The 12,662-nt window shown below is 71.1% G+C and carries 13 protein-coding genes; 4 read left to right on the top strand and 9 right to left on the bottom strand.

Features of this window, described 5'->3' with window-relative positions; genetic code table 11:
- Positions 1-7: 7 nt before the first annotated feature.
- Both VNM44_RS08975 and VNM44_RS08970 read left to right on the top strand, forming a co-directional pair.
- Positions 8-139: a hypothetical protein gene (locus VNM44_RS08975; protein WP_325625263.1), complete on the top strand. Its 132-nt coding sequence runs from the start codon at positions 8-10 to the stop codon at positions 137-139.
- Positions 136-1,185: a pyridoxal phosphate-dependent aminotransferase gene (locus VNM44_RS08970; protein WP_325625260.1), complete on the top strand. Its 1,050-nt coding sequence runs from the start codon at positions 136-138 to the stop codon at positions 1,183-1,185. Before VNM44_RS08975 ends, VNM44_RS08970 begins: the two co-directional genes overlap by 4 nt.
- Here the strand turns inward: VNM44_RS08970 and VNM44_RS08965 are convergent.
- From VNM44_RS08965 to VNM44_RS08925, 9 genes are read right to left on the bottom strand one after another with little or no spacing between them, the layout of a single operon-like run.
- The gene (locus tag VNM44_RS08965) at positions 1,151-2,608 is read right to left on the bottom strand and encodes an N-acyl-D-amino-acid deacylase family protein (RefSeq protein WP_325625257.1); all 1,458 of its coding nucleotides are present in this window, start codon (positions 2,606-2,608) and stop codon (positions 1,151-1,153) included. The genes VNM44_RS08970 and VNM44_RS08965 overlap by 35 nt on opposite strands.
- Positions 2,609-2,610: 2 nt before the next feature.
- Positions 2,611-3,345 (bottom strand): SDR family oxidoreductase, encoded by a 735-nt coding sequence (locus VNM44_RS08960; protein ID WP_325625254.1) that lies wholly within the window; start codon positions 3,343-3,345, stop codon positions 2,611-2,613.
- Complete coding sequence (locus tag VNM44_RS08955) at positions 3,342-5,021, bottom strand: CocE/NonD family hydrolase (protein ID WP_325625252.1); 1,680 nt, start codon at positions 5,019-5,021, stop codon at positions 3,342-3,344. Before VNM44_RS08955 ends, VNM44_RS08960 begins: the two co-directional genes overlap by 4 nt.
- A gap of 15 nt (positions 5,022-5,036) precedes the next feature.
- The gene (locus tag VNM44_RS08950) at positions 5,037-6,050 is read right to left on the bottom strand and encodes an oligopeptide/dipeptide ABC transporter ATP-binding protein (RefSeq protein WP_325625251.1); all 1,014 of its coding nucleotides are present in this window, start codon (positions 6,048-6,050) and stop codon (positions 5,037-5,039) included.
- Positions 6,047-7,054 (bottom strand): ABC transporter ATP-binding protein, encoded by a 1,008-nt coding sequence (locus VNM44_RS08945; protein WP_325625249.1) that lies wholly within the window; start codon positions 7,052-7,054, stop codon positions 6,047-6,049. Before VNM44_RS08945 ends, VNM44_RS08950 begins: the two co-directional genes overlap by 4 nt.
- On the bottom strand, positions 7,051-7,809 hold the full coding sequence (locus tag VNM44_RS08940; RefSeq protein WP_325625247.1) for a GntR family transcriptional regulator: 759 nt from the start codon (positions 7,807-7,809) through the stop codon (positions 7,051-7,053). Before VNM44_RS08940 ends, VNM44_RS08945 begins: the two co-directional genes overlap by 4 nt.
- A 38-nt stretch (positions 7,810-7,847) precedes the next feature.
- Positions 7,848-8,720 carry a sugar phosphate isomerase/epimerase family protein gene (locus VNM44_RS08935; RefSeq protein WP_325625244.1) on the bottom strand — a complete coding sequence of 291 codons (873 nt, stop codon included), beginning with the start codon at positions 8,718-8,720 and terminating at the stop codon, positions 7,848-7,850.
- Positions 8,717-9,562 carry a shikimate dehydrogenase gene (locus tag VNM44_RS08930; RefSeq protein WP_325625241.1) on the bottom strand — a complete coding sequence of 282 codons (846 nt, stop codon included), beginning with the start codon at positions 9,560-9,562 and terminating at the stop codon, positions 8,717-8,719. The genes VNM44_RS08935 and VNM44_RS08930 overlap by 4 nt, the downstream gene beginning before the upstream one ends.
- Positions 9,559-10,245 carry a hypothetical protein gene (locus VNM44_RS08925; protein WP_325625239.1) on the bottom strand — a complete coding sequence of 229 codons (687 nt, stop codon included), beginning with the start codon at positions 10,243-10,245 and terminating at the stop codon, positions 9,559-9,561. The genes VNM44_RS08930 and VNM44_RS08925 overlap by 4 nt, the downstream gene beginning before the upstream one ends.
- Before the next feature lie 76 nt (positions 10,246-10,321).
- Here VNM44_RS08925 and VNM44_RS08920 point away from each other — a divergent pair, with 76 nt between their 5' ends.
- Both VNM44_RS08920 and VNM44_RS08915 read left to right on the top strand, forming a co-directional pair.
- Positions 10,322-11,479 carry a mandelate racemase/muconate lactonizing enzyme family protein gene (locus tag VNM44_RS08920; RefSeq protein WP_325625237.1) on the top strand — a complete coding sequence of 386 codons (1,158 nt, stop codon included), beginning with the start codon at positions 10,322-10,324 and terminating at the stop codon, positions 11,477-11,479.
- Between the two features lie 25 nt (positions 11,480-11,504).
- Positions 11,505-12,662, top strand: a 1,158-nt coding sequence (locus VNM44_RS08915; protein WP_325625235.1) for an ABC transporter substrate-binding protein, incomplete at its 3' end; no start/stop codon positions are given.

Genomic DNA, 12,662 nt, shown 5'->3' with positions numbered 1-12,662 from the left:
ATCGTTCGTGCGCGAGCGCCTCTCGGCGTACGAGTACCCGCGCGCCGTCGCGTTCGTCGACGACCTCCCGCTGACCGTGACCGGGAAGATCCGGCGTGGTGAGCTCCGCCGCCTCGACCGGGAACCGCTGCCCGCATGAGCCTCATGCCCTCGCGCGAGCTCGGAGAGCGGTGGCCGAGCCTCATCCCGGTCGGCGGTCACCCGGCGGTCGACATGCCGCCGCACGTCGTCGACGCGACGGCTCGGGCGGCCGAGCGGGCGCCGTACGCGCCGACGAGGGGCCTGCTCGCCCTCCGCGAGGCGATCGCGGCAGAGCACGGCGTCGATCCCGACCGGAACGTGATCGTGACGTCGGGCGGGATGCAGGCGCTCTACCTCGCGGCCCGGGCCTTCGGCGCAAGGGCGGTCGCGCACGCGCCGTCGTTCTTCTTTCCGCAGCTCGTCGACGCGGCGGGCGGGACGTGCGCCGTCGCCTACGACTGGGACGAGTACGCCGAGCTCGTCGGCCCCGAGACGACACTTGCGATCGTCAACACGCCCGTCAATCCCACGGGATATGCCTTCCGGGAGAGCGACCTAGACGCGATCGCCGATGCCCTTCACGATTCGGACGCGCTGCTCCTCTCGGACGAGGCGTACGTCGGCCTCCTGTGGGACGGCCACGTACATCGCTCCCCGGCCGAGCATCCTGCGCTTCGCGAGCGGACGCTCGTCCTCCGCAGCTTCTCGAAGACGTACGCGATGGCCGCGTGGCGTGTCGGTTACGCCGTCGGGCCGGAGGCGGCGATCGGGGCACTCGCGCGCGAGCTGCAGTGGCAGGCGCTTGCGATCGACGGCGTCGCGCAGTCGGCGGCGCTCGCGGTGCTGACTGGGCCCCGAGACTGGCTGGACGTCGCGTTCGCCGACCTCGCCGAGATGCGGCCGCGGGCGATCGCAGCGGCGAACGAGGCAGGCCTGCGCGCGGAGCTTCCCGAGGGCTGTGCCTTCGTCTGGGCTGCGGTCGACGGCGACGAGGACGAGTGGAGCGATCGCCTCGCGCGCGAGCATCGGATCCCCGCCCTGCCCGGGCGGCACTTCCATGCGCGGACGCCGCACCTGCGGATCCCGTTCGGCGGGCGGTCGGATGCGCGCGAGGCGCTTCTCCGCGCTTTCAGCGAAGTACGCCTGCCGGCGTCGCACCGGTGACCCGGCCTTCGCGGACCACCGCCTCGCCCGCGACCCACACGCCGACCACGCCGTCGGGGCTCCGCTTCGGGTCCTCGTACGTCGCCGTGTCGACGTAGCGCGCGCCGTCGAGGAGGACGAGATCGGCGCGCTTGCCGACCGCGATGCGACCGCGGTCTTGCAGCCCGAGGAGATCGGCGGCGCGTGCGGTCAGCCGAGCGACCGCCTCGTCGACGGGGATCAGCCCATCGCGCAGGGCGAAGCGTCCGAGGAAACGGGGCGCCGTGCCGTAGAGCCGCGGGTGCGGATGCTCGCCGAAGATGCCGTCGGAGCCGACGAGCTGGCGTGGATGGGCCGCGACCTTCCGCACGGCGTCGTCGCCGGCGTAGTGGATGATCATCGGTGCGCCGAGCTCGGTCTCGAGGAGCAGGTCGAGTACCGTCTCCACCGGGTCGCCGCCTCGCTCGGCAATGGTGCGGCCGGCGACGACCACGTTCTCCGGGCCAAGTGTGCCGAGCTGGTTCTCCCAGCCGGGCAACCCGTGCGCGACGGCGTCGGCGATCCGGCGTCTCGTCTCGGGGCTCCGCGCGCGACGGAGCGTGGCCTCCGCGCCGCCCTCCTGGGCCCACGGCGGCAGCAGGCCGGCGAGCAGCGTCGATCCCGCGCCGTACGGGTACTGGTCGAACGTCGCGCCGGCGGAGTCGACGAGCTCGAGCAGCGGGTCGAGCAGAGACTCGTCGGCGAGGCACTTCAGGTGAGAGACGTGCAACTGCGCGCCGGAGCGCTGCGAGACCTCGATCATCTCCCTGACGGCGTCGATCACACCGTGGCCCTCGTTGCGGACGTGGGGGACGAGTGGTGCGCCGAACTCGGCCGCGACTCGCGCCATCGCGACGAGCTCCTCCGTCTCCGCGAAGACGCCCGGTAGGTAGACGAGCCCGAACGAGAGCATGCGCGCGCCGGCTTCGAAAGCGAGCCGCACCTCCCCGCACATCGCCTCGACGTCCGCCTCACAGAACTCGCGGATCGCGCCGTGCGGCGCCGAGGGCACCAGTGTGGAAGCCGTCGCCGGGAGCGCGTCGAGGTACTCCGCGAACGTCGTCCAGGTCCAGCGGGGCGGGCCGTCCCCCTCGAGCGCGCGAAGGTACTCCCGCCGCGACTCCCGATCGCGCACCGGTGCGGGTGCGAGCCCGTCCGGGCAGATCACCTCGGTCGTGAAGCCCTGGAGGATCTTCGGCGTGAGCACTGGGTCGCGGAACGGCTCGAGCGCCGAGTGCGCGTGGAGGTCGACGAAGCCCGGGCACAGCATCAGGCCGGCGGCGTCGACCACGTCGCCCTCGACCCGATCGCCGATCGCTGCGATGCGGCCGCCGTCGATCCCGACGTCGGCATGGAACGGCGCGCCGTCGCCCGGGTACACCGCGGCGCCGCGGAAGACGAGCACCTCTAGAGAACGGCGAGCATGCCGCCGTCCACGTAGAGGATCTGCCCGTTGACGTAGTCGGATGCCGCCGAGGCCAGGAAGACGACAGCGCCGCCGAGCTCCTCGACCCGTCCCCAGCGACCGGCCGGGACACGCTGCTCGAGCCACTCGACGAACGCGGGGCTCTCCTGGAGGTCGCGGTTCATCTCCGTGCGGAAGTAGCCGGGGCCGATGCCGTTCGCCTGGATCCCGTGTCGGCCCCAGTCGGCGCACATGGCCCGCGTGAGCTGCCGCAGGCCGCCCTTCGAGGCGGTGTAGGGGCCGATCGTCTCGCGGCCGACCTCGCTCGTGACCGAGCAGGTGTTGACGATCTTGCCGCTCCCGCGCTCGATCATCTGCGGCGCCACCGCTCGCGCGACGAGGAACGCGCTCGTCAGGTTCGCGTCGAGCATGCGCCGCCACTCGGCGAGGTCGACCTCCTCGAGCCGGCGCCGGAGCTGCACGCCGGCGTTGTTGACGAGCACGTCGATGCGCCCGAGCCGCGCGACGCCGTCGGCGACGGCATCCTCGTCCGTCACGTCGAACGGCGCCGCGACCGCGCCGTCCCAGAGGACTGCCTCGCACCCATCCGCAGTCCTTCCGTTGATCGCGACGCGGGCCCCGGCGTCGGCGAGCGCGCGGGCCATGGCGAGACCGAGCCCACGCGTCGAGCCCGTCACGAGGGCGGTCTTCCCCGACAGGTCGAAGACGCCCCTCATCCGGTTACGGGAAGCACCACGCGTGACGGGTACGCAGCCGTGTGGAGGATCGTCTGGCAGGCGACCTGCATGCGCGTGCCGGTGCCGACGTCCTCTCCCGTATTGAGGTTCCGCGAAAAGCGCGGAAAGCTCGAGCTCGTCACGTCGAGGCGCACCCGGTGGCCGCGGCGGAAGACGTTGGCGACCGGATAGAGCCGGATCCGGTATTCCGCGACCTCGCCGGGCTCGAGCAGCTCGACCGACTCGCCCTCCACGCTCCCGCGGTAGCGCGCGCGGATGATCCCCTCGGTGAGGAAGATCGAGCGACCGTCCGGGTACACGTCACACAGCCGCACGAGGAAATCGGTGTCTCTTGCCGACGAGGCGGCGAAGAGCGTCATCTCGACGGGGCCGACCACCTCGAGGTCGGCATCGAGCACCTCGCTCGTGTAGACGAGGACGTCGTCGCGCCGCTCGAGCACGCGCTGGTCGAGCGGTCCCGGCCGGATCGGCGTCTCGGCCCCCTGGGTCATCGTCAGCACCGAGTTGACCCCGCCGATGGTCGGCACGGGGTCGGCCGGGTCGTAGTCGTAGCGGTCGGCCGGCTCGCCGGACTGCGGCTCCGAGCGCGCGAGTGTCCCGCCCCGACCCAGGTAGAACGGCGTGAACGCCGTACGCGCGAGAGGCCACTCGCGCTCCGCGCGCCACTCGTTCGCGCCGAGCACGAAGAGCTCGAGCGGCGGCCGCTCGTCCCAGCCCGAGCCCTCCTCGCGGAGGAAGCGGTCGTAGAAGGCGAGCTCGTGATCGCGGATCACCGTGAGCGCAGGGGAGAGGTCGATGTCGCCGCGGAACGTCTCGACCTCCTCCTCGTGCGACCACGGCCCCATCAGGACGCGGTTCGGAACGCGGTCGCCGATCGTCGCGAACGAGCGCAGGTGCGAGCCCGAATAGGGATCGAACCAGCCGCCCTGCTGGAAGATCGGCACCTCGACCTTCTCCGGGCGGTGGCGGAACTGCTGCCAGTAATCGTCGTTCACCTGGTGCTCCCACCACAGGCGCCAGTAGTCGACCCTCCGCCCGATCGTGCGCTCGTCGAGCTCGATCAGCGGGAGATGGCCAAAGACGCGGTCGTTCAGGACGATGTCACGGGCGCTCGGGCCGGTGATCAGCGAGATCGCGCTCGACCAGAGGGCCGCCGCGCCGAGCGTGAGCGCGAGCTGGAACGCGCCGCCCGTCCAGTACCCGTCCCAGAAGTAGTCGTCGTGGATGACGTGCGGCGCGGCGCACGCGAGGTTCGGGTGACCGAGATGGAGCAGCTGCCACTGGACGAGGCCGCCGTAGCTCCGGCCCCACGTTCCGATCCGGCCGTTCGACCAGGGCTGCGCCGCCGCCCACGTGAGCGTGTCGTGCGCGTCGCGGCCGTCGTGCTCCCAGGCCGTGAACCTGCCCTCGGACTCGTACCGGCCGCGGACGTCGACGACGACCGCGGCGTAGCCCCGTTGCGCGAACCAGACGCCCCAGCCGATGAACCGCTCCCGGGTCGACTCGTATGGTGTCCACTGGACGATCGCCGGCAGGCTGCGGCCCCCCAACGGCAGGTAGACGTCGGCCGAGAGCGAGATCCCGTCGGCGAGCGGAACGCGCTGGTCGTGGAGAAGGCGGACGTCGCGCAGCGGCTCGGCGGGGCTCGGGCTCACGCGTCGCGCCGGGGCTCAGGCGGCCGCGTCGATCGCGGTGCCGGCGAAATGGCAGGCGGCGAGATGGCTCGAGCCGTGCGAGGCAAGCGGGGGCTCGACCTCCGCGCACACCGGCTGCGCGATGGGGCAGCGCGTGCGGAACCGGCATCCGGACGGCGGGTCGATCGGGCTCGGCACATCGCCGGTCAGGACGATGCGGTCCCGCTTGCGGCCGGGCTCGGGCTCCGGGTTCGCCGAGAGCAGCGCCTGTGTGTAGGGGTGGAGGGGCCGCGCGAAGAGATCGTCCGAGGTTGCGAGCTCGACGATCCTGCCGAGGTACATCACGGCGACGCGGTCGGAGATGTACCCGACGACCGCCAGGTCGTGCGCGACGAAGAGATACGTGAGGTCGAACTCCTGCTTCAGCTCGACGAGGAGGTTGAGCACCTGCGACTGGATCGACACGTCCAGCGCGGAGACAGGCTCGTCCGCGACGATGAACCTCGGCTGCAGCACGAGCGAGCGCGCCAGGCCGATGCGCTGACGCTGCCCGCCCGAGAACTGGTGCGGGTACCGGTCGGCGGCCTCGCGTGGGAGACCGACACGCTCCAGCATGTCGAGCACGGTCGCCTCGCGCGTCGCCCGGCTGCCGAAGCCGTGGATCTTGAGCCCCTCGCCAACGAGTTGCTTCACGGTCATCCGGGGGTCGAGCGAGCCCACCGAGTCCTGGAAGACGATCTGCATGTGGCGCCGCGCGGCCTTCAGCTCGGCTCGCCCGAACGCGGTCACGTCCGCGCCGTCGAACCGGATCGTCCCCGAGGTCGGCTCGAGCAGCCGCAGGAGCGTCCGTCCCAGGGTGGACTTGCCGCAGCCCGACTCGCCGACCAGCCCGACCGTCTCGCCGCGGTAGACGTCGAGGTCGACGCCGTCGACGGCTTTCAACTGGCCGACGGTCCGCTTGAGGAAGCCTTTCTTCACGGGGAAGTGCTTCGTCACCCCGCGTGCCTCGAGGAGGACGTCGCCCGCCGAGGGCTTCGCCGCTGTGCTCATCGCGCCACCCCGCTGTAGCCCGTGACCCGGCGGCCGTCCTTGCAGAGCCAGCACGCGGACTCCTGCGGCGGCACCGGGAGGAGCCGCGGGTCGTCGTTCCGGCAACGCTCGAACGCGTAGTCGCACCGCGGCGCGAAGCGGCAGCCTGCCTGCCACTCGAGCGGGCTCGGCACCATCCCGCGAATCGCCGCGAGCGGTTGCGTGTAGCGCATCCCCACGCGGGGAATCGAGCGAAGGAGGGCCTCGGTGTAGGGATGCTGTGGCTCGGCGAACACCTCGGCCACCGGGCCGCGCTCGACGATGCGCCCCGCGTACATGACCGCAACCTCGTCGACCATCTCCGCGACCACGCCCAGGTCGTGCGTGATCAGCAGGATGGCCATGCCGAGCCGCTCCCGCAGGTCCTTCATCAGCTCGAGGATCTGCGCCTGCACGGTGACGTCCAGCGCAGTCGTCGGCTCGTCGGCGATCAGGAGCTTCGGGTTGCAGGCGAGCGCCATCGCGATCATCACGCGCTGACGCATGCCGCCGGACAGCTGGTGCGGGAAGTCGTCGACGCGCCGCTCCGCCGACGGGATGCCGACGAGACGCATCATCTCGACCGCCCGCGCGGTCGCGTCCCGCTTCCCGACGCCCTGGTGCAGTTGCACGGCCTCCGCGATCTGATTGCCCACAGTGAACACGGGGTTCAGCGAGGTCATCGGCTCCTGGAAGATCATCGAGATCTCGTTGCCCCGGATCGCGCTCATCGCGCCCTCGCTCAGCTGCGTGAGGTCGCGTCCCTCGAACCGGATTCGCGAGCCGGCCTCGATCCGTCCTGGCCGCTCGACGAGGCGCATGATCGACAGGGCCGTCACCGACTTTCCGCTGCCGGACTCACCGACGACGCCGAGCGTGCCTCCCGCGGCGAGCTGGAGGTCGACGCCGTCCACGGCGCGGAGCAGCCCGCCCGCCGTCGCGAAGCCCGTACGAAGGCCCTCGACCTCGAGCAGCGTCTCGGTCACGTCGCGCGCGCCGCCTTGCCGCCCCCACGTCGGCCCCGCTTCGCGGCGGCGGCGGCCGGTGGCCGGACCGCGATGTGGCTCTCGAGCTGGCCGATCATCACGTCCGGGTCTCGGGTCTGGAGCGCCTCGAGCAGCTCGCGGTGCTCGGCCACCATCGTCCCGAGGCTCTGGTTGCGGCCGTAGCGGAGGAAGTAGCCGCGGATGCGCGGGAAGATGGTGCGCCAGACCTGCACCGTGTGCGGCTGCCCGGAGCTCGAGATGACGACGTCGTGGAAGCGGAGGTCGGCCTCGACCATCTTCTCGAGGTCACCCGCCTTCGCGGCTTGCTCCATCACCCAGATCTGCTTGCCGAGCTCGGCGAAGTCGGCATCCGTCATCCGCGTCGCCGCGTGGACGAAGCTGTGGCGCTCGAGCGTCAGCCGGATCGGTATCAGGACCTCCTGTACCTCCTCGTCGGAGACGCCGAGCACGACGGCCCCGCGGTAGGGGAAGGACATCACGAGCCCCTCGTTCTCGAGCTGCCGCAAGGCCTCACGGACAGGGCCCCGGCTCGTGCCGAGCTCTTCCGAGAGGCTCGTCTCGATCAGGCGCTCGCCGGGCTGGTAGCGCCCGGCGACGATCGCGCTGCGGAGCGCTTCGACGACCTGCTGCCCGCGCGGCGGCGTCTTCGTCCGTGGCGCGACGACGCTCGGGCTCTCGCTCGGCTCGACGCTCACGATCCCGGCGCCCACGTCCAGCCCGGATATTGTCGACAATCCATAGATCGTTGACAATCTCGCATAGTTCGCGGAGTCTAGCCCGTCCGGTCGGCGTCGTCGACCAGGGGCAGTGTGGCAGCGCCGGCGGCCGGTGGCCGCGGGCGAGACGCCTTCTCGAGCGCCTTGCGTGACGCGACGATGTCAGGGACGGGCGTGGGTGTGACGACCTCGAGGATGCACGCACCGTCGAACCCGATCTCGTCGAGGGCCCGAAGGACCGCAGGGAAGTCGACGGTGCCTCGGCCGATCCGGTCGTGTGCCCAGCGTGCGGCGCTGGCGTCCGACAGGTGCACCTGCCCGAGACGGGAGGCGAGACGGCCGAGCGCCGCTCGGTGGTCCTCGGAGACGAACTCCGCGTTCGCGACGTCGTAGGCGACGCGGAGCCGCGGGTCGTCGAACCGGGTGACGAACCGGTCGAGAGCGTCGACCGTCGGAATCGGCGACTGCGGGTGAAGCTCGAGGAACAGCGACGCATCCGTCTGCTCCGCGACGGCGAGGAGCTCCCCGACGCTGTCCTCGAGCCAACGCTCCGTCTCGTCGGCCGACGGCCCGGCCAGCGCCGAGACGCGGCCCGGGACGGCGACGACGCCGCGGACGCCGAGCTCGGCACCGAGCGTCAGCGCGTCGCGATAGCGCGCGACGGCATACGCCCGCACCTCGGGGATGCAGCTCGCCAGATTGAGATCGAGAGCCGGGAAGTTGAGGGAGTCGATCCGGATCCCCTCGGCGGCGACGCTTCGCGCAAGCCGGGCGCGGGCTTCGGCCGGCAGCTCGTCGGGCCAGCAGTGCCCCGGCGCGAGGATGACGTCGAACCCGTGGAGCCCGAGCGCCTGCAGGCGGCGAAGGGCGTCGAGCGCGCTCTCGCGCCACGCGAACGCGAACGTGCTCGCCCCGAGTTGCCGGCTCACGAGGCTCCCGTCGCGCGCGCGACCGCATCGGCGTCCCACGCGCCCGCTCCGAGCTCGAGGAACGCTGCCATCGGCGCGATCTGCCCGTCCATCATGTGGACGCCCGGCTGGGTGAAGCAGCCTCGCTCGCGTGCGTCGCGCAGCAGCCTCGTCATGCGCGGGTGGACGACGACGTCGGCGACGACGCAGCCCGGCCCGACACCGTCGAGGACGATCGGGACGGGGTCCTCCGCCGCCATCCCGAGCGGGCTCGCGTTCACGACGAGGTCGAATCCGGCAGCCGCCGGCGTTGCTACGCGGGACGGCGTGCCGGTCGCGGCGACACGGGCCGACACGTCCTCGGCCCGGGCCCTGTCGACGTCGAAGACCGCCACCTCCGCGGCGCCCGCCTCGGCGAGTGCGAACGCGATGGCGGTTCCGGCCCCGCCGACGCCGACGACGAGCGCCCGCCGCCCGGCCGGGTCCTGGCCGCGCCTCCGCAGTCCGGAGACGAGGCCGATGCCGTCGACGGTGTCGCCCGTCCACGCGCCGTCGTCCGTGAGGCGGATCACGTTCACCGCACCGACGCGCGCCGCCCGCTCGGTCGGCGTCGCGACGTGCTCGAGCGACGCGGCCTTGTGTGGGATCGTCACGATCAGCCCCAGGAAGTTGCGAAGCGCCTTCGCGCCCTCGAGGAACGCGCCGAGCCGCGACGGCGCCACCTGCATCGGCACACAGACGGCATCGACGCCGTTCAGCCGGAAGAGCGCGGTCCAGACCTCGGGCGAGCGGGCCTGCGCGATCGGATCGCCGATGATCCCGAGGACGCGCGTCGAGCCGGTTGGGATGCCGTCGACGCTCACACGTCCTCCGAGGCGAGCGCGTACGCGAGCTCGTAGACGCCGGTCGTGGTCGACGCCTCGCCGAGCGCGGGCATGAGCTCCCGCTCGATCGAGGGGAGCGCCCTCTCGACCTCGTCTCGGCCGATCCCGTCGACGAGCACGACCGTGTCGAACGTGTCCTCGCCGGTCAGCTGCCTGAGCGCCGACTCGGCGGTCGGGGCCCGCGTGACCGACGGTTCCGCGATGCCCACGTGGACGCTCGTGATCCCGTGGTGCCCGAGCGCCGCGGCCGCGACGCGCCGGCTCGCGCCGGCGAACAGCTCCTTGCTCGACGTGTCCGCGAAGTCGACGCGGATCGTCGCCAGCGCTCCGCCCGTGCCCCGTCCCTCGCTCGCCGACGTGCGACATGCGGCGCGGACGAAGTTCGTGAACGTCGGCTGCACCTTGCGCGTCCACGGCGTGGGCGCGTCGAGCCTCGCGCGGTACGCCGCCGACGCCAGCACGTCGATCGTCCGGGTCTCGTAGAGCGTGAAGTAGCGATGGCGAGCGCGACTCCAGTCGACCCAACGGCGTCCTGCCTCGAATCCCGGGATGCCGACGCGCTCCGGCATGTGCTCTCGCGTGTGCCAGTCGTTGAACTCGACCTCTCCGTGCGTCTCGATGTCGTGCCAGATCGCGAGGAAGGCCGATCCCCTCAGCGCCATGGGGCTCGTGGCAATTGTCGACAATCGACGGATGGTTGACAATCTCTCACGGCGCGCCTAGTCTAGCCGGACTCTCGTGCAGATCACCAGTGTCACGACGACTGCGGTGCGGACGTCCACGCGTGAGCCGTTGACCTGGCCGGGCGGCGTCCGTCAATCGGCCTCGGGGTTGGTCGTGGAGATCGCTACGGACGAGGGGATCTGCGGGGTCGGCGAGGCGCCCGGACCGACGCTGCCGACGATCCGAACCGTGATCGAGCAGGAGCTGACGCAGTTCCTCGTGGGGCAGGACCCGCTGCGGACCGAGTGGCTCGTCCACCGCATGGAGGAGTTCTCGCGCAACTGGAGCGGCATCGCCGCGTACGCGATCGCCGGTCTCGAGATCGCGCTGCTCGACCTGAAGGGCAAGGCCCTCGGCGCGCCTGTCGTCGAGTTGCTCGGCGGCGTGTGCTCCGACCGCGTCCCCGTGGTCGGCTACCTCTTCATCGACGACCCCGAGGCGAACGCCCGCAAGGCGAAGGCCTTCGTCGACGCCGGCTACACGGAGCTCAAGCTCAAGGTCGGCCGGGACTTCCACCAGGATCACGACTCGATCGCGGCGATCCGCGACGCGGTCGGGACAGACGTCAAGCTACGGATCGACGCCAACATGATCTGGAGCGTGCCCGCTGCCATCAAGTGGATCCGCGGGCTCGAGAAGTTCGACCTGCAGTACGTCGAGCAGCCGGTACCCGACTTCGACGTGGCAGGCCTCGCACAGGTGCGTCGCTCGGTCTCCGTGCCGATCGCAGCCGACGAGGCCTGCACGGACGTGCGCTCGGCGCTCGAGCTCGTGCGGCACGATGCCTGCGACGTCTTCGTCGTCTATCCGTCGGAGGCGGGGGGGCTCACGCGGGCTCGGCAGATCGCCGCCGTCGCCGAGGCGGCCGGGAAGTGGTGCGCAATCGGGAGCTGGGCCGAGCTCGGACCGGCGACGATCGCAAATGCGCATCTCGCCGCCGCGACGACGACGTTCGCCTTCGCAAGCGACACGCACTATCCGCTGCAGGAGGAGGACGTGCTCGTCGCGCCGCTCGACATGTCGGACGGCCTGCTCGCCGTGCCGCGCGTCCCGGGGCTGGGCGTCGAGCTCGACCGCGCGGCGATGGAGCGCCTCGCAAACAACCAGGTCCGGGAATCCGTCTTCTACGACGACATCCAAGGAGAGGCACCGAGGGTCGGTCAGATCCTCTGACGACCTCACGGAAGGAGGGATCGACGTGTCGGAAACGACAACGGTGGACGAGAGCGGAGGCAACGGGTTGAACCGTCGCGATCTGCTCGTGAAGGCCGGCGTCATCGGTGCGGGTGCCGTCGCCGCCGGGTCAGTGGCAGGCGCCGCGTCCGCGGCGACGAAGCGGGTGGGGGCGACCCCGAAGAAGGGCGGCAAGATCACGTTCGCCCTGGAGCAGGATCCGGTGCACATTGCGCCGTTCGGCGCGATCCTGACCTCCAACCACTGGGGCAAGGAGCCGATGTACGAGTCCCTCATCGAGTGGGACGCCAAGCTCAACCAGCGCCCGGCGCTCGCGGAGAGCTGGAAGGTCGTCGACCCGAGGACGATCGACTTCACGCTCAAGCGTGGCGTTCGCTTCCACAACGGCAAGGAGGTCACGGCGGCCGACGTGAAGTACTCGGTCGAGGGATGGCTGAACCCGCCGCTCCCCGGCTCGGCGACGACCGTCAACCAGGTCCCGTCGATCGAATCGGCCGAGGTGCGCAGCAAGTACGTCGTCCGCATCAAGCTGAAGAAGCCGGACGCCCGCCTCTTCGGGTTCCTCGCGTGGACGCGCTACTCGGCGATCGTGCCCGAGGGCATGTACCAGCAGGTCAACGCCGGCCGCGAGGGGATCGGCACGGGGCCGTTCCGCCTCACGAGCTTCACGCCGGGGCAGGGCACCGAGTACCAGGCGTACACGAACTACCGCCAGAAGGGGCTCCCGTACCTGAGCCAGCTCTCGCTGCCGACGATGCCGGACGAGCAGGCCCGGATCGCGGCCCTGCGGGCCGGTGCGATCGACGGGGCGACGCTGTCGGCCGACGGTGCGAAGACGTTCCAGGGCAACAGCAACTTCACGGTGCTCCGCGGCCTCACCGCCGCGTTCCGCGAGCTGCAGATGACGCAGAAGACCGGAGAGGACAAGCCGTGGCACGACGTACGTGTCCGGCAAGCAGTGAACTTCGCCATCAACCGGCAGCAGATCATCGACCGCGTCTACAACGGGTTCGGCGAGTACTCGGGCCACGTGCCGCCGGGCTACGGGCCGTGGCCGTTGACCCGCGCGGAGCTTCGCAACACCTACCTGAAGTTCAACCTTGCGAAGGCCCGCACGCTCATGCGGCAGGCCGGGTTCGGAAACGGCTTCGAGGTGACGATG

Source organism: Gaiella sp., assembly GCF_035558935.1.
Lineage (GTDB): Bacteria > Actinomycetota > Thermoleophilia > Gaiellales > Gaiellaceae > Gaiella.
The sequence above is the reverse complement of the archived record's forward strand: the minus strand, read 5'-3'. Positions and strand labels throughout refer to the sequence as shown.

Excerpts from the sequence above, each read along its gene's own strand:
- VNM44_RS08925 (WP_325625239.1), bottom strand. The coding sequence starts at position 10,245 with ATGGCGCTGAGGGGATCGGCCTTCCTCGCGATCTGGCACGACATCGAG.
- VNM44_RS08950 (WP_325625251.1), bottom strand. The coding sequence starts at position 6,050 with ATGAGCACAGCGGCGAAGCCCTCGGCGGGCGACGTCCTCCTCGAGGCA.
- VNM44_RS08970 (WP_325625260.1), top strand. The coding sequence starts at position 136 with ATGAGCCTCATGCCCTCGCGCGAGCTCGGAGAGCGGTGGCCGAGCCTC.
- VNM44_RS08960 (WP_325625254.1), bottom strand. The coding sequence starts at position 3,345 with ATGAGGGGCGTCTTCGACCTGTCGGGGAAGACCGCCCTCGTGACGGGC.